Annotated in this window: 20 protein-coding genes; 11 read left to right on the plus strand and 9 right to left on the minus strand. The window is 36.9% G+C overall.

The window, feature by feature from the left end:
- Positions 1 to 5: 5 nt before the first annotated feature.
- From FN817_RS11960 to FN817_RS11970, 3 genes are all read right to left on the minus strand, one after another.
- Positions 6 to 1577, minus strand: a complete 1572-nt coding sequence (locus FN817_RS11960; protein WP_142718113.1) for a M28 family peptidase — start codon at positions 1575 to 1577, stop codon at positions 6 to 8.
- 313 nt (positions 1578 to 1890) lie between these two features.
- A complete protein-coding gene (locus FN817_RS11965) occupies positions 1891 to 2067 on the minus strand; it encodes a histone H1 (protein WP_047377485.1) in 177 nt (58 codons plus the stop codon).
- Positions 2068 to 2361: 294 nt separating this feature from the next.
- Positions 2362 to 3777, minus strand: coding sequence for an aminotransferase-like domain-containing protein (locus tag FN817_RS11970; protein WP_142718114.1), 1416 nt, complete (start codon positions 3775 to 3777; stop codon positions 2362 to 2364).
- Positions 3778 to 3891: 114 nt separating this feature from the next.
- Here FN817_RS11970 and FN817_RS11975 point away from each other — a divergent pair, with 114 nt between their 5' ends.
- The 3 genes from FN817_RS11975 to FN817_RS11985 all read left to right on the plus strand — a co-directional run bounded on the left by FN817_RS11975 (position 3892) and on the right by FN817_RS11985 (position 6729).
- Positions 3892 to 4407: a hypothetical protein gene (locus tag FN817_RS11975; protein WP_142718115.1), complete on the plus strand. Its 516-nt coding sequence runs from the start codon at positions 3892 to 3894 to the stop codon at positions 4405 to 4407.
- 113 nt (positions 4408 to 4520) lie between these two features.
- Positions 4521 to 5435 carry a helix-turn-helix domain-containing protein gene (locus tag FN817_RS11980; protein WP_142718116.1) on the plus strand — a complete coding sequence of 305 codons (915 nt, stop codon included), beginning with the start codon at positions 4521 to 4523 and terminating at the stop codon, positions 5433 to 5435.
- A gap of 88 nt (positions 5436 to 5523) precedes the next feature.
- A complete protein-coding gene (locus FN817_RS11985; RefSeq protein WP_142718117.1) occupies positions 5524 to 6729 on the plus strand; it encodes an MFS transporter in 1206 nt (401 codons plus the stop codon).
- Between the two features lie 116 nt (positions 6730 to 6845).
- Here the strand turns inward: FN817_RS11985 and sph are convergent, their stop codons facing one another.
- Positions 6846 to 8402, minus strand: coding sequence for a sphingomyelin phosphodiesterase (gene sph / locus FN817_RS11990; RefSeq protein WP_167498855.1), 1557 nt, complete (start codon positions 8400 to 8402; stop codon positions 6846 to 6848).
- A 238-nt stretch (positions 8403 to 8640) separates the two neighbouring features.
- Here sph and FN817_RS11995 point away from each other — a divergent pair, with 238 nt between their 5' ends.
- Together FN817_RS11995 and FN817_RS12000 are read left to right on the plus strand one after the other, a co-directional pair.
- Positions 8641 to 9117 carry a MarR family winged helix-turn-helix transcriptional regulator gene (locus tag FN817_RS11995; protein ID WP_142718119.1) on the plus strand — a complete coding sequence of 159 codons (477 nt, stop codon included), beginning with the start codon at positions 8641 to 8643 and terminating at the stop codon, positions 9115 to 9117.
- On the plus strand, positions 9114 to 9956 hold the full coding sequence (locus FN817_RS12000; RefSeq protein WP_142718120.1) for a universal stress protein: 843 nt from the start codon (positions 9114 to 9116) through the stop codon (positions 9954 to 9956). Before FN817_RS11995 ends, FN817_RS12000 begins: the two co-directional genes overlap by 4 nt.
- Before the next feature lie 19 nt (positions 9957 to 9975).
- Here FN817_RS12000 and FN817_RS12005 read toward each other — a convergent pair whose 3' ends face one another.
- Together FN817_RS12005 and FN817_RS12010 are read right to left on the minus strand one after the other, a co-directional pair.
- Positions 9976 to 10572: a Crp/Fnr family transcriptional regulator gene (locus tag FN817_RS12005; RefSeq protein ID WP_142718121.1), complete on the minus strand. Its 597-nt coding sequence runs from the start codon at positions 10570 to 10572 to the stop codon at positions 9976 to 9978.
- Positions 10573 to 10671: 99 nt separating this feature from the next.
- Positions 10672 to 11028 carry a winged helix-turn-helix transcriptional regulator gene (locus FN817_RS12010; protein WP_142718122.1) on the minus strand — a complete coding sequence of 119 codons (357 nt, stop codon included), beginning with the start codon at positions 11026 to 11028 and terminating at the stop codon, positions 10672 to 10674.
- 117 nt (positions 11029 to 11145) lie between these two features.
- Between FN817_RS12010 and FN817_RS12015 the strand changes: the two genes are divergently transcribed.
- The gene (locus FN817_RS12015; protein WP_142718123.1) at positions 11146 to 11748 is read left to right on the plus strand and encodes an FMN-dependent NADH-azoreductase; all 603 of its coding nucleotides are present in this window, start codon (positions 11146 to 11148) and stop codon (positions 11746 to 11748) included.
- Between the two features lie 156 nt (positions 11749 to 11904).
- On the plus strand, positions 11905 to 12321 hold the full coding sequence (locus FN817_RS12020) for a RidA family protein (RefSeq protein WP_142718124.1): 417 nt from the start codon (positions 11905 to 11907) through the stop codon (positions 12319 to 12321).
- Here the strand turns inward: FN817_RS12020 and FN817_RS12025 are convergent.
- Positions 12318 to 13619, minus strand: coding sequence for a M20 metallopeptidase family protein (locus FN817_RS12025; RefSeq protein WP_142718125.1), 1302 nt, complete (start codon positions 13617 to 13619; stop codon positions 12318 to 12320). The genes FN817_RS12020 and FN817_RS12025 overlap by 4 nt on opposite strands.
- A gap of 503 nt (positions 13620 to 14122) precedes the next feature.
- Between FN817_RS12025 and FN817_RS12030 the strand changes: the two genes are divergently transcribed.
- The 4 genes from FN817_RS12030 to FN817_RS12045 are packed head-to-tail and all read left to right on the plus strand — an operon-like array spanning position 14123 to position 19645.
- On the plus strand, positions 14123 to 14569 hold the full coding sequence (locus FN817_RS12030) for a hypothetical protein (protein WP_142718126.1): 447 nt from the start codon (positions 14123 to 14125) through the stop codon (positions 14567 to 14569).
- Complete coding sequence (locus FN817_RS12035) at positions 14566 to 16641, plus strand: GMC oxidoreductase (RefSeq protein ID WP_142718127.1); 2076 nt, start codon at positions 14566 to 14568, stop codon at positions 16639 to 16641. Before FN817_RS12030 ends, FN817_RS12035 begins: the two co-directional genes overlap by 4 nt.
- A gap of 4 nt (positions 16642 to 16645) precedes the next feature.
- The gene (locus FN817_RS12040) at positions 16646 to 18097 is read left to right on the plus strand and encodes a ferritin-like domain-containing protein (RefSeq protein WP_142718128.1); all 1452 of its coding nucleotides are present in this window, start codon (positions 16646 to 16648) and stop codon (positions 18095 to 18097) included.
- An 18-nt stretch (positions 18098 to 18115) separates the two neighbouring features.
- Positions 18116 to 19645 (plus strand): peroxidase, FMP-type, encoded by a 1530-nt coding sequence (locus FN817_RS12045; protein WP_142718129.1) that lies wholly within the window; start codon positions 18116 to 18118, stop codon positions 19643 to 19645.
- Between the two features lie 66 nt (positions 19646 to 19711).
- On the opposite strand, the gene FN817_RS12050 is transcribed toward FN817_RS12045, so the two are convergent.
- Together FN817_RS12050 and FN817_RS12055 are read right to left on the minus strand one after the other, a co-directional pair.
- Entirely contained in the window at positions 19712 to 20350 is a 639-nt protein-coding gene (locus tag FN817_RS12050) for a TetR/AcrR family transcriptional regulator (RefSeq protein ID WP_142718130.1), read from the minus strand.
- 655 nt (positions 20351 to 21005) lie between these two features.
- Positions 21006 to 21644, minus strand: coding sequence for a TetR/AcrR family transcriptional regulator (locus FN817_RS12055; protein ID WP_142718131.1), 639 nt, complete (start codon positions 21642 to 21644; stop codon positions 21006 to 21008).
- Between the last annotated feature and the right edge of the window lie 390 nt (positions 21645 to 22034).

A 22034-nucleotide genomic window follows, 5' to 3' on the forward strand; every position in this document is an offset into this window, starting at 1 on the left:
AACTTTTACTTGTAATCCTTAGAACTTCTTCTGGGTTCTTTTAGTTCCGGCCATTTTACCGTTTCCCCTTTATCATCCTGAGGCATTGCTCTCTTTTCTCTGTTTGTGAATTCCGGGTCTTCAGAAGCCATATAAGCTAATGCTGCCGTTAAGATCACATTGTTTTTCACCTCATCAAAAACAATTTTATCATAGGTATCTTTTGTCGTGTGCCAAGTATATCCAAAATATCCCCAGTTCAGAGAACCTAAAGAAAATCCTGGTACTCCGGCAGCCACAAATGATGCATGATCAGAACCACCACCGCCAGGCATTCCTGGGAAATCAGTTTTAATGTGGTTTTTTACAGCCTTTGGAACACCGTCAAGCCATTTACCAATATAATCATAAGCTTTTACAAATCCCTGACCACTGATATTCACAACACGGCCGGTTCCGTTATCCTGATTAAAAGCAGCCTGCACTCCTTTTATAATCTCAGGATTATCCATCACAAAACCTCTGGAACCGTTTAATCCCTGCTCCTCACTTCCCCAAAGTCCGATGACGATGGTTCTCTTGTTGTTAGGATAATATTTTTTCAGGATTCGCATGGTTTCCAGCATCGTAATCGTTCCCGTTCCGTTATCTGTAGCACCCTGAGCTCCGTCCCAAGAATCAAGGTGAGCCGAAAGAATCACATATTCATCCGGTTTTTCCTTTCCTTTGATCATCCCAATAGTATTGAAACTTTTGGCTTCAGGAAGTATTTTAGACTGGGCATCAATTTTTATTTTAGGAAGCGTTCCTTTTTCTGCCATTCTGTAAAGCATTCCATAATCTTCCACATCAATATCAATCATGGGAATTTTGGTTGTTTTTGCTCCGAATATTCTGTTAGCGCCCATGATTCCGGTCCAGTTGGAAATGGCAATTCCCGCCGCTCCTACTTTTTCCAGAGCCTCCGGAAGGCTGTTGTTGTCATATCCGATATTCTTCACATAAGCAGTGAAATCTTTCGCCGCCTGCTCTTTTTCTGCTTTAAGCTTTTCATACAGCTCAGGAGTAGCAAATTCTTTGATCTGATCATCAGAACGTCCGATTTTCTGGTACTGTGCCATCAGCACTATTTTCCCTTTTGCAGAAGGAAGCCATTGATCAAACTCTGCTTTGGAAGATACTTTTGGAAGAATTACTACTTCTGCCTCAATTGCTTTTTTAGTAGCAGGACTCCATGCAAGCTGTGTAGCTGCCAGAGATTTTACACGCGGAAACGTCATATCCACATGGGTAGTTCCTCTCTGCCATCCTTTCCATGTTCCAAACTGCTGAAGATTGGCATCTATTCCCCATGAACGGAGCTTACCTGCGCTCCATTCATTAGCGGCAAGCATTTCGGGAGTTCCTACAAGACGCGGTCCGATACCATCCAACAGCTCATATGCCAGGTTTTCCAGCTGGGAATTATTATTTACTTCATCTACAAAACTTTTTACGATAGGGTTTAGCCTTTCTTTTGGGTCAACCTTTACCTGAGCCCAGGAAAACTGAGCAGCCAGCACCACTGCAGGCACTGCAAAAAATCTATTTATCCTCATAATATATATTGATTGGTTTAAAGATAAAAGAAATTGGGGAGATGATGAAAAATTGAGCCTAAAAAAGAGGTTTTCCAGTGATATTATGCATGAAAACAATAACAAAAATCCGCTAATAACTATAATTTATAAAAAAGCATCAATATGAAGTTCAGATTACCATAATGATGTAGTATAAAAAATAACACTTGATTATATTGAATTACAGTAAAACAAGCCTAAACGGGAAGTTTTCATCCTAGTTTCAGATCCTAAAATGTATTGAATTGAGGGAGATAAAAAAAGCCGGCTTCAAAAGCCGGCTAAAAGTAAATTATTTTTTAGCTTCTTCTACAGAAACTTTTCTGAAGTCTTTGAACAATTTGCTTAGTTCTAAAGCTGCTTTACGAGCTCTTGTACCAGCAGCCTTGTTTCCTTTTTCTGCTTGTTGGTTTGCCTCAGTTGTGAACGCTTCAAATTCTGCGTTGATTTTTTCAATTAGTTCTTTCATTTATTTAAAAATTTAGGCTGCAAATATAGGTTTTATGGTGATTCCAGCCTAATTGTGTTGAAAAAAAATAGTGGATTTAATTATTTTTTTTGAGTCTTTCCACAATTCAATTTAATTTTTAAAATAAAATCGAAATATTACCGGAAATCAGCCATCTGTTTGAATCTGAAACGCGTTATACATCAAGATATCAATAAACCCTTAAGAATCAATACGAATTGAAGAAAACGAAGGCTTTATTTGAAACTCATCTGACCTCAACCTTTCCATAATAACTTCATTGTTATTAATAATTTAAAACATTAATTCCTGAACTTTATTTCCTGCTTTCTGTAACAAAATAATGCTTTCAGAAGTAATCCGCTCTGCAAAAACAATCCGGAAATGAAATTGATATTTATCCGTAAAAGAAAAGGTGTCCCCGGGAGTAAATAAAATCTTCCGCTTTTCACAATATTCATAGAATCTTTTCATATCAACATTCTCCGGAAGCTGCCCCCAAATACTATATCCACCCTGAGGCCTGTGAAAATAAGAACCTTCGGGAAAAGAATTTCTTAAAGCATCCAATACCTGAATAGCCTGCTGGTTGAGCTTTTTCCGGAATGAACGCAAATGTCTTTCATAGCTGTTTCCCTGCAACAGTTTCAAAACCAATTCCTGATAAACAGGAGAAACCGACCGGCCTAAAGAAAACCTTACTCTTTCGGATTTTGCATAAAAATTACCTGCATAGAGCCAGCCTAAACGGATTCCCGGCGCCAACGTTTTTGAAAATGATGAATAGGTCATGACCAATCCTTTGGTATCAAAACTTTTTATACACCGGGGTCTTTGTTCACAGAAATAGAGATCGGAATACATATCATTTTCAATGATACACAACTGATGTTGTTCTGCAATACTCAACAATTCTACCTTAACCTCATCACTCATAAGTACACCTGTAGGATTATGAAAGTTCGGAGTTACAACCAAGGCACGAATATCGTTTTCAGCACAGACGGTTCTGAAATATTCCGTATCAAAACCACTTCTGTAATGAACAGGAATTTCGATCACTTTAAGATCGAGATTAGCAATAACTTCCAATACAGAGAATACACAAGGACTTTCAACAGCAACCACATCTCCGGGTTTGGTAACAGATTTCAAAGCGATCGTAAGTGCCTGTAATGCACCATCGGTAATGATTATTTCATCAGGATTTAAAGTACAGCCATACGTTCTCATTTGTTTGGCAATCTGTTTTCTTAATGTTTCCAGACCACTTAACGGGTAGTACCTGAGCAGTGCTGCTCCTTTTTCCCGAATCACTTCCTGCATCGTTCTGAGGATGAGTTTCTGCGGAATCAGCAAATCTCCGGGCACAGCAGTGTTGAAAGAACTTGATTCTGAAGTCCTTTTGGAAGTCAACATCATATTTTTCATAAACTCTGCATCTCTTACTACCACAGGCAGTTTTGTTCTGATTTCAGGAATATTCTCTTCCTGATTTTCTGCAACAAAATATCCTGACCTCGGATGACTCTTGATTAACCCTTTAATCAGAAGGTATTCAAATCCGCTTTGTACAGAACTTGTACTAAGTTTGTATTTTTCTTTAATTTCACGAACGGACGGAAGTCTGTCTTTTTCCTGCAAAATTCCACTACGGATCTGTTTTTCTATTACTGCTGTAAAAATTTCGTATTTATAAGATTTTGCCATAATACACTGTACTGAACAAATTTATAAATTTATCTTTCTGTACCGATTATATTTTAGCAAACTGTATCCCTTTTAAATAGATTAATCTTATAATTTTGAATAAAAAAAGATCCCATGGATATCATTTCAAAATTTACAGTAGGTTCTGAAGAGGGAATTTCTGATCTTATAGCCATTATTGATTCGTCCGTTTACGCCTTACACAAGGAGTTTGTTACAGAAGATGAGATTAAAAAATATATTCATAATGAAATAGATCCGAGAAAAATGATCAATGACCTGAATGATCTCTCCAACCAGCTGATCATGACGTATGCAGATCAGAAACCTGTCGGATACAGTATTATCAAAAGCGGTTCTCTACATCCTGGCATACCGGAGAGGAAAAGAGCAACAGAAATAAGTTTTGTGATACTGTCAGAGTATGATTTTCCTGAAACAAGGCAGTCCCTTTGGAAAAAGTGCAGATCCGCAGTGAGCTTCACGGATATTGTATGGACCAATATGCTGGATCATGATCCGCTTTCGGAGTTTTTAAAAGAATCTGGTTTTGTATCTGCTGTCAGTTCAAAAGTCGGCCCATTCCTGCTTCCATCGCATATTTTAGAATTGGAGATTAATAAAAGTTAGTAAACCACAGAAATATTATTGAGAGGAGCTATCATTCCTATTTTTTTATTTCACTTAAAATTATTTTGAGTGAACTATGGTTTTATTATCTTTGATTTTTATAATTTTTACTTATGAGCGATCAACTGGAAACCATAGAAGATTATTACAAACGTATCCGTAAGAACCAGATCAAAATGTTTGATTCTGAAGATTTTGAAATGGGTAAATCTCATTTCAACATTTCAATGCGGAAATACTGTAGTTTTAAGAGTCCTTACAACCGCCGTGATTATTATAAAATCAGTTTTATCATTGGAAAAGGAACCATTCATTATGGCACCCATCAGCTGTATATAGACCGTCCGGCATTATTCTTCCCTTCTCCAAGCATTCCCTACTCCTGGGAGTGCGAAAGTGATTTGCAGGAAGGATATTTCTGCCTGTTCAACCAGGAATTTTTTAACGGAAATTCAGAATTCAATCTGTTTAAAAAGACTTCAATGTTCAAAGAATGGAGCAAGCCTGTCATTTTTCTGACCGAGGAACAGACCCAGCTGGCTACTCTTTATTTTGATCAGATTTACAGAATGAATAATTCTGCCTATCCCTTCCGTTGCAGCAGTATCAAAAGTAATCTGGCATCCGTCATGCATCTGGCAATGGAAAACCGTGTGGAAGACATCAATCCTAACGAACTTCCTGCAAATGTGCGTTTATACAGATTATTTGATGAACTGCTCAACAAACAGTTTCCTCTGGATTCCCCGGCCTATCCGCTTGCATTAAAAACTCCTTCGGACTTTGCCGAGCACCTTAATGTACATGTGAATCATTTGAATTCTTCAGTAAAATCCGTCACCCATCTTACGACAACACAAATCATTAAAGAAAAGATGTTTGAAGAGTCTAAAAATCTCCTGAAGTACACCAACTGGGACATTGCTCAGATCGGTTATACCTTAGGTTTTGATCAGCCTGCTCATTTTAATAATTTCTTTAAAAAGCATGCCCGGACTTCACCATTAAAATTTAAGAATTTAGCTTAATATTTGATTTTTGTAATTTTTACTTTGTCTTTTAAAATTCAATTTCTTATTTCTTGACTTATTTTTGCATTGTAAAAAATGAATGAACATGTTGAGAGAAGCATCTGAAAAAAGAATCAGATTAATTACCATTATGGCTTTCGTGTCTATTCCGCTTTCGGGGTTTGTCACGGATATATATTTACCGTCGTTCCCTTCTATGGCCAAAGAAATGATGGTTTCAGAAAAAGATATCCAGATCACTCTGACCTCATATCTTCTGAGCTACGGGATTTCCCAGTTGTTTGTGGGAGGAATTCTGGACAGCATCGGGCGCTACCGTCCCAAACTGATCGCATTATTTCTGTTAATCCTGACAAGTATTTTAATTACCATGACGAACAGCATCTTATTGATCTGCCTGCTTCGTATTCTTCAGGGAGCAGCAGTTTCTGTTCTTGTTGTAGCTACCCGTGCTATTTTTGTAGATATTTATGATGCGGAGAAGGTGAAGCATTACCTGAGCTATTTTACCATTGTATGGTCGTGCGGTCCCATTCTGGCACCTTTCCTCGGAGGTTATCTTGAGAAAATATTTAACTGGCATGCTAATTTTTATTTCCTTGCCGCATACGCTGCATTTCTTTTTCTTTTTGAATGGTTCTTTAGCGGAGAGAGCCTTCCTCAGAAAAAGAAACTGGATCTTTCTGAGAATATCAGCCTTTACAAAATGATGCTTAAGAACAGGATTTTCATGCTGGGAATTTTCATATTAGGACTGAGCTACTCTATCGTTATGCTATTCAATATTACCGGGCCGTTTATTATTGAAAACACTTTCCATTTCACTCCGGTTGTTATTGGATATTGTACATTAATCCTGGGATTTTCCTGGATGATCGGAGGTTTTATCGGGAAACGCAAACTGACTCTTGGTTTCAGATCAAGGATTTTACAGCCTATTTTTCTCCAGCTGATCCTTATCACAGGATTGATCACTACCAGCTATTTTGCAGAAAGCCTTTTTATTATGATTCCATTTGCCTTTTTTATTCATATCTGTTCCGGAATTTTATTTACTTCCTTTTTTACGACAAGTATGCTTTACTTTCCGAAAAATGCAGGCACTGCCGGTGGATTGATGGGTGGACTGGTATATGTAATCACTTCTGTAACAAGTTTTATCATCTCAGTAAGCGGAACTGTAACGGATCAAAAAGGTCTTTCCTGGCGCTATCTGATCATTGCTTGTTTCCTCCTGGGGGTCATTCTTATTATGCATCAGGCCGTTAAAAAAGAAAAAGCAGAGAATTAATCTCTGCTTTTTTAATGGATTACACTTTCAATACTCTTGTTTTATAGTGATAAGAAAAGCAGCTACCAGAAGGCCACTGCTTATTAAATTGTTATCTAAGTTTATAATACATAATTCTAGAAAGGCTCTGCAACGGTGTTGTTCATTTCAACTACGAATTGTACATCGGGAGTTAAGCTTGTTCCGTTCAAGTAAATCCAATCTGTTCCTGACTTATTATATACCTGCAGATAATAGGTATTGCCAATTCCCGTCACGTCCTTGAAAGCTACAGTATCTCCGTTTTCAACACTTGATGAAAAGTTTCCTGCCTTTTTCTTTACAATTTGAAGTTGTAGGTTGTAAGTCATTTTTCCATATTTTGGATAAAAATAATAACTTCCTGATGTCCAATACCAAAAGTTATTGAGTAACATGCTACTTTCTACTCTTACATATCCTTCTTTCAAATCAAAATAATTGGCATTATCTCCGATATTTACGATATTAAACCAAGTTCTTGCATCAGGGGTCATTGATGAAACCCTTAACCAATCATCCGGTGTTGAGAGATTCATATTAACATATTTTCCTGTTGATACAGATTTCAATGAAATACGATCATGTTTTCTGAATTTTACACTTTTCGTAGGAGTCGTCTGATCGGAATAAACATTTGCTTCTATGGGGTAATGATCTGAATAATCTGCCCAATAATATTTTGCTCCTACCATATTTGTATAAGTCATTAGCTTGGAAGACACCGGATCAAATGCTATATTCTGCCAGCTTGGTGGCACCAAATGATCATTTGATACCAGAATATAATCCAGATATTCTTGTTTATTGGCAGGATAAGGGTAATGATAAGAAGCCATGGTGTTGGTTTTCGTATCCCATGAATACGGCAATCCTTTGTATGCAGGAGCTTTTACATTCAAGGTTTGCAGCATATTGGAATATTCTGAAGTATTTTTTATAATGTTGAAATCTCCACCATAAATCACCATTTCATCCTCGGGAATATTCAATCCGTCTACAAATGACTTCATCATTCCCAGCTGCTGCTGACGGATTTCCACTTCTCTTCCGCCGCAAGATGGTTGTGTAGACTGTGTATGAACTGCTATAAAATGGACACGTTTTCCGTCTTTTAAGATTCTCGCATAAGCAAAACCTTTCAGGCTAAATCCATCAAAATCACATCCTGCCGGAAAGATAAACTGATCCATTCTTTCTATTGGATATTTACTGGCAATCATCACGCCTCCATTTTCGAATCCGCCAGAAATGATATCACGCCAATGACCTTGAGTACTGTTCCATCCATTTTTGGTCTGTCCTACTACAGGTGTCTGATAGGGAAAAGTAGGAAGAAGTTTTTCACGGAGTTTTCCAGCTGCTGCATTATCAAAACATTCCTGAAGTAAAAGTACATCGTAATTCTTCAAAAAGGAAGCCTCACCTAGTTTTTCTGCTCTTGTAAACTGAGACCATTGTGTGGTGGAAGCCACTTTGATATCCCTTAGTAAGAAAGTATTATAGGATAATACTTTAATATTTGGAAAAGCAGCTCTCATGGCATTTTCCTGTGGATTAGGAAGAGTCTCATCTGGCTGAAACTGATCTGACCTGCATGATAATAGGGTTAAAAGGTAAAGCACCGGAATAAACCGGAATAATAAAAATTTCATTAGATTCATAAGTGTTTTAAGTTAAATTGTTTTGTTTTGCTACGGCCAAAGTATAGTTTACGGCATAAACAAAAATGAACTGAATGTTATCTAAATAATAATTTTCCGGTCCGGCATTTAACTATTAAAAAATTATCATAATCCAAAGGCCTGATTAGTTTTAATTGAAACTAATTTTCCGTATATTTGTTAGGGTAAATCATGCTAAAATCCTTTTGTCTTACATCACTATAAAAGTATGCCCGTAAAACAGAATAACATATCGGAACTGGCTCTGGAACTCGGTCTGGCAATGAGTGAGATGAAAAGCCGTCTCCGGCAGAAAATCCAGGCTACTATTAATGAATATGATCCGGATTTGTCTTTTGAACTGATTGAAATCCTGGGATTGCTTTCACGAAATAGTGGCATCAACCAGCAGGAAATAGGAAATAAAGTAAGCAAAGACAAATCAAGTATTACCTATCTTATCAACAGTCTTGTAAAACGAAATCTTGTTGAACGGATAGCGGATAAAAACGACCGGAGAAATAAGCAGATCTTTTTGACTCCTAAGGGTAAACAGATTGTTGAAACCGTTTATCCATGGGCATTGGGTCTTTACAAAAAGGCGGTTGGTAATATTGACGAAGAGGAGATCAGCAAAGCTTTGCTCTTAGTAAAAAAAATGACAGCAAACCTGGAAAAAACAGGATCAAAATATGATACATTATGAGAACAATCCTTGTACCCATTGATTTTACATCAACTACGGAAAATGCAGTAAAAGTAGCCGCAGACTGGGCAACAACCTATGAATATCAAAATATTATCTTACTAAAAACAGCAGGAGAATCTGAATTTGATTATCTGCATATTGCAGAAGGACATTCATTTGTCAATGAAGAAAGTGTCAACAATCTGTTGCAGAGAACGGAATTATTATTCGATCAGTTAACAGACATCATAACAGAAAAATCACCCGAAATAAAAGTTTCCAGGATATTAAGTGATTGGGCGCTTACCAGAAGCATCAATGAGCTTTTAAAAAATCAACCATCTGTGGAACTGATTATTTTGGGAAGTGATGACCAAACCTCCACCACTGAGAGCTTTGTTTCCGACAATATCATAAGCATTGCCAGAACGAGTCCTGTGAAAACCTTAATTGTTCCTAACGGCTATCACTACTCTCCTATCAAAAATATATTCATTCCTTGTGATATAAAGGGAATTAAGAGGCTGGAAAGATTGTTTCATCACAAATCTGTTATCCATAAACAAGATGTACGTCTGATGTTTTTGAATATCAATACCCGCGAGAAAGAGGATGAGGACAAAAAAAGAGAGCTGGAGGAGTATATTCGTGAACATTTGACAGAAATTCCAAGCAGCATTCATTATTCTCATGATGAAAATGTCATTAAGGGCATTCTCACCTTTGCAACCTCTAATGAAGCGGATCTTATTATTGCTTTGCCAGGCCAGCACAGCTTCCTCTATTATCTGGCAAGCAGAAGTATTTCTGAAGGAATTTACCAGAACACCCAACAACCGGTATTGATTTTAAAATAATAAATTGAATGATTGAACGCTAATAGTAAATTTTGGTGCTTTCAATCTTGACTAATTTCAGTTCCTGCATTTTTTTAACATATCTGATCACAGTCTCTACCCGAAGCCCGGTAAGAGTGGCAATTTGTTGTCTGGTATAGGGAATGAGAAACGAATAGGCTTCCTCAAATCCAAAATACTTTTTAAGATGATCAAAAAGCTTCATAAGCTTGACTATAGGATCGGAAATAGCCAGGAAACTGGAAATCATATATCTGAAATGCAGTCTGTCGGCTGTATATTTATTAATCTCGAGCATTAGTTCAGGTTTTTCCAAGAGCATTTGCAGAAATTTAGTCTTAGAAATCTTAATAATCTCGCAACTAGTAACCGCAATAGCATTGATGGCATAATAATGACTGGTAAATAAGTAGCTTTCACCAATGCAGTGACCATCAAAAGGAAGCCCGTGAACAAATTCTTTTCCGTCTTCTAAAAAAGTATTCAGTTTTACAGTACCATGCCTGATCTGGAAATAATATTTAGCCGCAGTTCCTTCTTTAAAAATAGAATCTGCCGCATCATATTTTTCCAGAATGGCTCCCTGGGAAAATAATAGGTCTTCACATATGATCATCTTGCATTATTTTGGAGTAAAAATACTTAAAGTGTATGCTATATTGCAACTTATCAAATACCACAAAACACTGTATTTACTGATATCAACACTCGTTTATTAAGCTGTAATTTTCTTTTTGTGTTTTGTTCCCCATTCAGCAAGCGCTGCAATAACGTCTTTGAGTGACTCACTGTATTCTGTATGAACATATTCTACCAAGACCGGTTTCTGATCGGTAAGAACGGTTCTTTCAACTAAATGGTTGACCTCCAGTTTTTTCAATTCGCTGGAAAGTACTCTTGCTGAAATCCCATTAATCGTTCGCTGTAACTCGTTGAACCGTGTATGCCCGCCCAAAATAGCGATCATTACCCGGATGGTCCACCTGCCTCCCAAAACGTACAAAGCATCCTCAGTAGCAGATAGATGCGTACTGCATTGCGGCCTTGAATACACTATTTTTTCTTCTTCCATTTTCTCTGTTTTATCTGGTTACTAACCTAAATGTTATTACTAACCTTTTGGTAACTACTATCTTTTTATTAGTAAATATAGATAATTTTGAAACATCAATTTTAAAAAAAATAAAAAATGAAACGAGTACTTCATATTATCTCCAGCCCAAGAAGCGAATCATCAATCAGCAAAAAACTGGGAAATGCTGTTGTAGAAAAAATCACGGCAAAATATCCTGACAGTGTTTTTAAAAAACGTGATCTGACCAACCCGCTTTTTCCTCATTTAGAAGAAACCCACATCAATGCTTTTTTTACTCCGGAAGAAAACCGTACGCCAGAACAGTTGGAAACTGTAAAACTTTCAGATATGGTAATTGCTGAACTGCATGAAGCTGATATTATCATTATTGAAGCTCCATTGTACAATTTCAGTATCACCTCTACCCTTAAATCATGGCTTGATCATATTGCAAGAGCGGGAAAAACGTTCAGCTACAGCGAAAACGGTCCTGAAGGTCTGGTAAAAAACAAGAAAGTATACCTTGCTTTTTCAAGTGGTGGTGTATATTCTGAAGGGGAAAGACAGGCGTATGATTTTGTAGTTCCTTACCTAAAACAAACTCTCGGATTTATGGGAATGACGGATATTTCTGTGGTCCGTGCTGAAGGTCTTTCTGTTCCGGTTATTCAGGATACGGCCCTGCAAAAAGGAATTGAAAGTATTGTTGTAGAGTAAAAAATTAAAAATGCTGTTCCTCTGGAGCAGCTTTTTTTATATCGATTTTCAAATAGGTAAAGAATTGTTTACATCATAAAAACAACAATTCCCTCAACATATGTAAAAGCTTTTCTTGTTTTTATCTTTCATTTTTACATCATTAAAAGAAAGATTATGGAAAATAATAAACAACACCAACTTGTCAATCCTGCAGCATTATTTAATCCGGAGCCTTATGGTTTTTCACACAGCATTTCTGTGCAATCTCCTTTCCAGATGTGTTTTATATCCGGACAAAGTGGCGGTGTAGGAGAAAATCATGTATTGGCTGATGATTTTAAAACACAGGTTCAGGATGCTTTGAAAAACTTAAACATCATTTTACAGAGCCACTCCATGACGTTTGAGAATGTTGTTAAAATCACTCTACTTATTGTTGATCACAATCCGGAGAAGCTTGAAATTTGGGCAGAAGAAGCTAAAAAAGTATGGAACCCAACATTTCTACCAACAAGCACGCTTATTCCTGTGAGCCAGCTGGCTTTACCTGGAATGTTGTTCGAGATAGACGCAATTGCGGTGAAAAGTTAGTTCCTGTTAAGACGTTCAATAAGTAATGATGAAAAGCTTTTCACACCCGTTCTGATACTCTCTTCATCCACTTGAAAATTAGGAGAATGATTCATGGCAATCACTCCTTTTTCGAAATTGGAACCTCCCAGGAAAAAATAAACGCCTGGTATTTTCTGTTGAAAATAAGAGAAATCATCATTGAAAAACGGAACCTGCCCATAATCTTTGGCAACCGTATTTTTTCCATAAAGATTCTGAAGGATTTCCGTGGCTGATATTGTCAGCTTCTCATCATTGATAACCGTTGGATTTCCCTGTATAAATGAAACGGAAAGAAGTTTGTCTTTATACACGCTGTCTTCTATAATTTTCTGAACTCCAGGAATTATTTTATCTAAATTAGAAGAATTTGTTTCATACAGATAGGTTTCAAGAAAGGACTCATTATTTTTAGAGTAGGTGGTAAATTTTCCATCCGTGAACAGATAATCTTTAAAAATAGTATCAGGATTTGTCAATCCGATTTTAGGATCAACAATAGATTGTAATTCCCATGGCTTTGTTCCGGGCTGAATACGGAACAGAAAATCACTGATCTTTTTCGTTAGCCCTTTTGTTTCTTCTTCAGATAATCCATTTTTTAACTGAACTCTTATTCTCTTCTGATAGGCAAACATTTCATTAGGTTTCACCATAATCTGTCCTACAGGTATTGCTGTCACATGCAATCCATATATTTCATCAGGATTTATTATAGAAAGCAAGCCTTTGTTCAGCATTTCTTTTGCGCCTTTGAATGTTTCTTCTTCAGGTTGAAATATGAAATAGACTGTTCCTTTTAAAGATTTTTTATGTTTTGAAAGAACTTCAGCTATTCCTAATCCAACCGCCATATGAATATCATGACCGCAGTCATGCTGAATGCCTTTTATTTTCGATCTGAAAGTTTCAGGATCAGGATAATCATTGGGTAATGCATCCATATCTGATCTCCAGGCTATTTTTTTGCCATTCCGGTCTCCTTTCAGAATTCCTACAACGCTGTAACCATACCCATCTGTCTTAACTTCCAATCCGAGATCAAGCAGATATTGCTTAATTTTTTCCTGAGTTTGCTTTTCATGACCTGCCAGTTCCGGATTTTCATGAAATTCTCTTCTGATAGTAATCAATTTACCAAATATCCGGTCTGTTTCAAGCTGAACAGATTGATGGATGTTTTTGAAAGATTGAGTATCTGCCTTCTTCTTGTTCGATCCTTGTGCAGGCAATGTCAGAGAAATTAAACACAGTACGCTGAAAGCAAGTTTTTTCATGGTTATAATTAATAAGTTGATCGGGCTATATTTCAATAACATATGTAGAATATCTTTTATTACAGCAATATATTCCCTGATGTCTAAAGGTAAGATTATTTCATATTTAAGTTAAAAGAATAATTACATCTTTCACAATTTCAGTATTTTATTTTCAAAAACGAGACTTTCAATACCATTTTTAGGATAAAAAAACGGCCACATTATTTAAAATAATTCTAAACTAGGTGAAAACATAACTCTTTACAACCACCTCCAATAAAGGGTTTATTACAAAAAATTAAAATTACCTTACTCTAAATTACGTAGAAATACTGAATCTTATCTGAGAGGATCTGATTAATTTCGAATAAACAAAAACTGACAACTATGGATAGCTTGAAAAGCATGCATTCATTTCTGAAAAAGAAATGGTATCTGAAAATCCGGCAGACATAGATCAATCGGTATGATCACTTCCTGTTGAAAGGAGTTGAAGATATCTAACCCAAATTTTTAACGAAATGAATATTATTAACAAAATCCTCAACGTCGACGATTATTATTTCGACGTGTTTATGTCTATCTCGGAAGTGCTTGCCGGGTTTACCGTAAACGAATTACAATCCGCAGGTCTGGCAGAAGCCTATTACACCTACATTATGAAGAGCTTAGACGCGGCTACTTTCGTAGAATTCCTTACCGTTTCTAAAAATATTCTTGAAAATTCTTCTGACAAAGATCAGTTGAAAAATGCCATCCAATCTGAAATTATCGCCAATCCCGGAATGAATGATATTGCCGGAAAAGTAATCACCATGTGGTATTTGGGAACCTGGGAAGGAGCGTATATCAATGACCTTTCTTACAAAGAAGGTCTTGTCTGGAATCTGATGCATTCTCATCCGCCCGGAGCAAAACAACCTGGATACAAATCGTGGAATATTAAACCTGTAAACAGCAACTCATGAACCAGACCAATAATAAAAAAGATGTGATCATCGTAGGAACGGGGATCGCAGGATCATTGATCGCAAAACTGCTCTCTGATCATGTATTTGACATGACAAAAGGCAAAATGATCCATCGTGCAGATGCGGGAAAATCTGACAATATCAAGGAAATATCAATCTTAATGTATGAAGCGGGGCTGGAAGCCGGTATTGAACTGGATTCCGTATCCTCAATGACTACTTACAATGAGTATATCCGTACTTTTTACAGAGAGGAAGCCAAGGTCCCCAACTCTCCTTATCCGAATTTAAAGCAGGCGCCTTCTCCAAATGTTCTGGATATGGAACATATCGTTCAGCCGTTTCCTGATAAAAAGGGATATCTGGTTCAGTTTGGCCCAATGCCTTTTGCAAGTGATGCTATCAGAGTGGGAGGCGGAACAACTCTTCACTGGCTGGGAACTACCCCGAGAATGCTTCCGAATGATTTTAAGCTTACAGAAAAATACGGGATCACCATTCCTCAGCCTAATACTGATAAGCCAAGTCCGGTCAACTGGCCGATAGATTATGAAGAATTAAGACCTTATTATGAAATGGCAGAGTTTGAAATCGGGGTTTCCGGAGATGTTTCAAGACAGGAATATCCTATCTCTGAAAATATGGAGGAATACTATGGAGATTATGTATTCCCGATGGAAGAAATTCCTCAGAGTTATATGGATCATAAAATCATTGATGGACTTAAAGGGACAAGCGTAAAGCTAAGTTCCGGGGAGATTCCTTTAATGATGGTTCCTTCTCCGCAGGGGAGAAACTCCATTCCCAATCCAAAATACGGGAAAACAAAGATCATCAAGGCTGAACCAAAAGAATCGGGGTATAAACTGATTTTAGACAATTCTGAAAAAGAAGAATACAAAGCACTTGGTTCTGTCTGGAATCCTTATATGGGAGAACGTTGTGAAGGAAATGCATCATGCGTTCCAATCTGTCCGGTTCAGGCTAAATACAATGCTTTAAAAACATTGAAAAAGGCACTGTATAAAGCTAACGATAATGAAAACCTTAAGCGTAATCCATACATGCAGATTCAGGCTCAGAGTGTGGTATACAGATTAAGTGTTGACCAGAATGATAAGGATAAGATTTCCCAGGTTCATCTGAGAAGGTATACTTCAAAGGAGAAAACCGATTTTGTTGAAGAATCAATTGACACTTCAGACGCTATTGTGATTCTGGCTGCCAATGCTTTTGAGAATCCAAAAATCCTGCTGAATTCCAAATATACCGTTAATAATGTTGTAAAAACGGCTGCCAACAGCAGTGATCAGGTAGGAAGAAACCTTATGGATCATATGGTAATGCTTACCTGGGGGCTTTTCCCTGAACCTGTATATCCTTACAGAGGTCCCGGTTCTACCACTAATATTTCGTCTTTCCGTGACGGAGACTTCAGAAGTCAGTTTTCTGCATGGATCTCTCCACTTGACAATTGGGGTTGGGGCTGGCCGGCATTTTCTCCGGGATCTGATGTCGGATATTTTATCGGGCAGAAGCTTTTCGGGGCAGAATTAAGAGAAGCACTTACGAACAGGCTTTCAAAACAGGTTTTATTCCATTTCGAGATCGAGCAGCTGCCTAATCCAAATAACAGAGTAACTATTAATGATCAGTATCTGGATGTTCTCGGAATTCCGCGTCCTGTTATCCATTATGAGCTAACAGAATACGAAATGAAAGCGATGGAGCAGGCAAAACATGCTTCGGACCAGATGTTTAACAGATTAGGTATTGAAGATTTCACATCATACACCGCCGCAGACAAAAACTCAGTAATCTACAATGGTGTACGCTATTCCTATAACGGAGCGGGTCACATCGTAGGTACCCACAGAATGGGTTCTACACCGGAAGATTCTGTCACCAACAGCTATTGCAAAGCCTGGGATCACCCGAATTTATACATTGTAGGAGCAGGAAACATGACCACCTTGGGAACTTCAAATCCTACTTTAACATTATCAGCATTCACCATCCGTTCAGTAGAATCTATTCTTGCTGATCTTGAAACTCAACTTAAAAAATAACACCATGAGACAAAGACTTATCAATAAAACAGCACAACCACAGGAAACATCAACAGCAGGAAGAATGGCCGCAAGAAGCGCGGTAGTTACTGAAGCCGTTTCATTATCTTCTTTATTATTTGATTCAACATTGAGCAAAGAAGACTGGATTGAAGGATTAAAACATCACAGCAAAACACTGACGAATCTTTTACTGAACGATCAAATTGATGATTTTAACGCTTATTTAGAATCTCAGTTTGGTTCAGGTGTTTCTGAATTAAAAAAGGGATTAACTGAAATTGATTATAAACCCATTTTACAGGGTCTTTTGCAAACAGCCATTCTCATTGAACATTCTACCATTCCACCTTATCTTACGGCTTTATATTCGATTAAAGACGGAACCAATGCGCTGGCTTCCCAAATTATCAGAAGTGTTGCTGTGGAAGAAATGCTTCACCTGATCATGGTTTGTAATGTATTGAATGCCATTGACATTCAACCCTCTGTTAACAAACAGGAGAACTACCCTACTTATCCGATGAAATTACCAATGAATGTTGATTTCTATGTAGGTCTGGAAACATTCTCAAGCAACAGTATTGCCACTTTTATTGCGATTGAGAGCCCGAGCCAACCATTGGTAAAAGCACCAAAATATGACCATGAGGCGGATTCTTCAGCATTATATTCCCAAAGAACAGCTGTACAGGACAATAACTTCTGGACCCTTGAAAACATGAAAGGTTTCATTATGGAAAATGTACATACTATTGGTGAATATTATGATGTTTTATTCTTCTATATTGTTATTTTCCAGATCATTGCTTATTACAAAGAACATGGAACTCTTCCTAAGAATTTCGAAGAATTAAATACCGGAGGAATTTTCACAGGAAACCCTGCCAAACAAATCCGTCCTGAGCAATATTACGGAAGTGGCGGAAAACTACATTTTGTGGAAGCTTTAGAAGGGGTAATCGCTGTTTTTCAGGAAATAAAAGGGCAAGGTGAAGGGGCCGATGATTCAATTTTCGATGTTGATCCATCACAGTTTGAAGAAGGTGTAGAGCTGGCTCATTATTTCAGGTTTAAAGAAGTTTTCCATGAGCATTTCTATCTCGGCGGAAACTACGAGCCTTTTACAGATGAAAACGGAATGATGCCCGTTACTACACCACCAACCGGAAAAGATTTACCTGTTGACTGGAATGAAGCATATCCTATGATGCCTAATCCAAAAGTGGAATATTATATCAAGAACAAAGAATTATATGCACAGGGCGTTGAGTTTAATAAAACCTACAGACGTTTATTGGATGCTATACAAAGTGCTGTGGAAGGAAACCAAAGAGAACTGGAAAAATCCATCATGTACATGTATGCCTTGAAAGAACAGGCAGTTAATCTGATGAAGCAGCCGTTGGATGCTCAAAATAATGCAGGTCCCACTTTTGAATACACTGAATTATAACCATAAAAACGATATATCATGCTTAAAAGAAAAAAAGAGAGTCCCGAATCAGGAGGCGAACAGTTGTTCCGTAAAATGCCGGGACAAAATGCAGTTAATCTGGCTGAGCTAATGGATGGATACTCAAAACTTTTGATTGATGATCCGGTAAGACCATTCAGAGAAGATAACCTGCAGGCCATCGAAAACAGTGTAGATTATGGAATCCTTAAAGCTTTGGAAGGTACATGGGTAAGCTATAATGTGAATTACAATAAAGAAATTACTAAACCTTCATTAGCAAGTGGAGTGCATACTACAATTATGCCTTCTCCCGGAACCAACTCAGGAACAATACCCGGAAAATTCGCTTTTGACAGTGAAGAATATATTGAGAAGTTAACATTTTCAATTGTTCCGGGTGGAGTTCGTAACCGCGGTGGTGCCAGTGAACTCTTCTGTGGTGCCGTTAAATATGAGCAAAGCATCAAGAGCGTTAATGCGATACAGGGACAAGATGCTTTGAAATACACCCCTATCCATGAAGAAAACGGAATGTACCTATGGCTGAGTGATGTCTACAATCATGCAGCAACCAAGGAATCTATAGAAAGAGACCGTGGTATTCATGCCGTTTCAACAGAAGATGCTAAAAAGTATGGATATACCGGCGAATACAGAGATGAACCATTAGTAAGGATAACCCCAGATGGAGTGGCAAATCCTGAATATATTCTTCTAAGCCAGCTGCAGCCGGGACAGCCTTATTACGAGATTATTCCGGCACAGGAAATAAAGCCGGGAGCAGGAATTGACGGCCCTTATTTTATTCCGGACTACTCTATTTCCCGAAGCGGCGTTATTCCTCACGGCAGTACCATTACTTTACTTGGCGATATTATCCCTCAAAATAAGGCTGATGAAACCTTCTATTTAATTGAAGGTTCCCCTAAATTCCCTTATGGTAAAGAGGCATGGGAGACCAACCATCTTTCTATTTCACGTACAATGGGGAATGCAGGAGTAACGCCGGAAGAAATCATTGATCTTGATAAACCTGCACCGGAGTGGGTTCATCAAACACTAGACGATAAAAATGATCCGGGTTCAAACAAGGTTTATACCCAGAGAATACTCGCAGATGATTTATATCCTTATTCTGTAAGGCCTGATCTGAGACTTAGAGATACATTAAGAGGTCAGAAGGTCAGCAATTATGTACATGTGAGAATGTCTTCCAAAATGAAAACCGGGGCACAGGGAGGAGTTTTAAATGTTCCTTTTGTCAACCGTTTTGTTCCGACAGTTGAAGTGGATATGGATATGTGGATTGAAACCATTATTGAAGACGGGAAAGAGATTCTTCAGTTGCAATACGAACAAATTGTATTTTTTGAATTTGATTTCGGAAATGATGGTGGGACTACAAGCTGGCCTCACATCCAGGTCAATACACTTCGTAAGTTAGCAGATATTCCTGAAGACCAGAGAAAAGTAATTGAAGATCAGTTCTTCAATACTGGTGAAAATTCCGGTGCAGTTTCAGGATGTCCTTACCATAAAGGATAAAATATTCATCAATACTATACAAAAAAGAGGCAGATTATTGCCTCTTTTTTTATTTTTTTTAAGATATTAAAGATTATCGTAAGTCTGATCTACCATAAAAGATATTGCTTTTTTGATTTTTTCACGCCCTTCAGGGGTATTGGTATCTATCCCGCAGAAAATACTGCCATTCAGAGAAGAGAACATATTCAGGTAATAAAGCCCTGAAACCATAATCGCCATGATAGAACGATAGGTATCCATTTTATCTTTGAAATGGGATTCCATCAATAATTTGAAGATATATTCTCCATTTTCTTCCTGAGTATCAATCAGTTTTTTCAATGATTTTCTGGGTTCAGAAATGGTCCACAACAATAATTTTTGAGCCTCTTTGTTGGTATATACATGTTCAAATTGTGAAAGCAGCATATGCTGAATAAATTCTCTTCCTCCATCTTCCAGATTCGGTTTCATCTTTTCTACTTCTTCACTGGTTACCTTCACCCAAAAATCCTGTGTACGAACATATTCGTCCATCAGACCATCCATACCGCCAAAATAAGTGTAGATCATTTTCTTATCTACTCCGGCGGTTGCAGCGATATCATTGATCTTCAATCCTGCATATCCCTTCGTTTTCAGAATTTTTCCAACTGCATCTAAAAACTTTTTCTTACTGCGTTCCTTATTTCTAATACTCCCTGATGCTGACTTTCTTTCCATGACTAAACATTCAATATACAAGTTTAAGAAAATTTTTTATCATTTTAGACACCTACAGGTGTCTAATTTCAACAATTTATATATATTTGTACAAACTAAAACTATTGATTATATAAAACACTATCGAGATTTAAAAATTAAAAACCATTCAGATTGTATCGTTAGTTTCCTCAGTTTAAAATATTTCAAATGTAAACAACTGACTAAAAGATAGAACCGAATAGCATTATTTTTTTGACTTGTTCTTTTCAATTACTGAAATGCATGTTTTTAGTTTGAGAGGATTTTCTGCTTTTGTTTTATGATCAAATTGGAATACCAGCATCATTCAAAGAGTAATTTTTTCTTATTACAAAAATTAATAGATTGAAATTCAGAATATTAAATAAAATATAGAAAAATTTTATTATTTTAAACACTTTGTAGTGTCTTATTTTATATATTTGTACAAACTAAAACCATCTATATATTTTAAAACACTTTTAGGTTGAAAAATAAGACAATTCAGACTGTTTTATTTAGGTTCCCTTACTTTAAGACAATTTCGAACACGAAACAACTAAGGTAGAAACACAACAACACAATTGACCATTAGAGATTTCTAATGGTTTTGTTTTTTACCGGAATAATCTCCGAATCTATTACAAACTGAATATTACAGATGCTCATAGGTTTGATTCAATAAAAATGAGATTGCCTTTTTTATTCTTTCCCGCCCATTAGATGTGTCAATGTCTATACCACAAAAAATACTTCCGTTCATAGCGGCATACATATTCAGATAATAAAGTCCGGAAACCAGGATAGCCATTATCGAACGTACCTCTTCAGCTTGTTCTTTGAAATGAGGATCCACAAGGAATTTAAAAATATATTCTCCGTTTTCTTCCTGAATACTGGTAAGTTTTCTTAGTGATTTTCTGGGTTCTGAAATACGCCATAGAAGTAATTTTTGTACTTCTTTGCTCTTGTAAACATAGTCAAATTGCGATAGAAGCATTTTTTCGATGAAAGACCGCCCTCCGTCCTCCGGTTTTGATTTTATTTTGTCTATTTCATCAATGGTTACTTTACTCCAGTAGTCCTGAGACCGGATATATTCATCTATAAGCCCGTCTATCCCGCCAAAATAATTATAGATCATCTTTTTATCTATACCGGCTGTAGCAGCAATATCGGTCACTTTCAAAGCAGTATGCCCTTTTGTTCTAAGTATTTTTCCAACTGCGTCCAAAAATTTTTTTTTACTGCGTTCCGTGTTCCGGATACTTCCTGCTGCCGACTTTCTTTCCATGATAAACTTTTCAATCCTACAAGTTTATGATTTTTTTTTCATTTTAGACACTTTTAAGTGTCTAAAATGTATATATTTGCATAAACTAATAACCATTTTATATAAAACGAAAGATCAGAGTTGTGAGATTGAGAGAGATCAGATTGTATCGTTAGTTCCCTCAGTTTGAATGTTTTTAATTCCATAACTGAGGTAAAACATTACCTGCAGCACCATTTTTTGGTGCTGTTTTTATTTGAAAGAGGTGAATTCTTTCATTTATCAGTCAAAATAACTATTCCGTTTAATTTTTTTTAATTTTATTTATGACTTTAAACGCCTTCTATCACTTGTTTTCCCTGATTCAATTAAACACTGAATAAAAATAATTTAATTTTTTTTTCATTTTAG

This window comes from Chryseobacterium rhizoplanae (assembly GCF_900182655.1).
Lineage (GTDB): Bacteria > Bacteroidota > Bacteroidia > Flavobacteriales > Weeksellaceae > Chryseobacterium > Chryseobacterium rhizoplanae.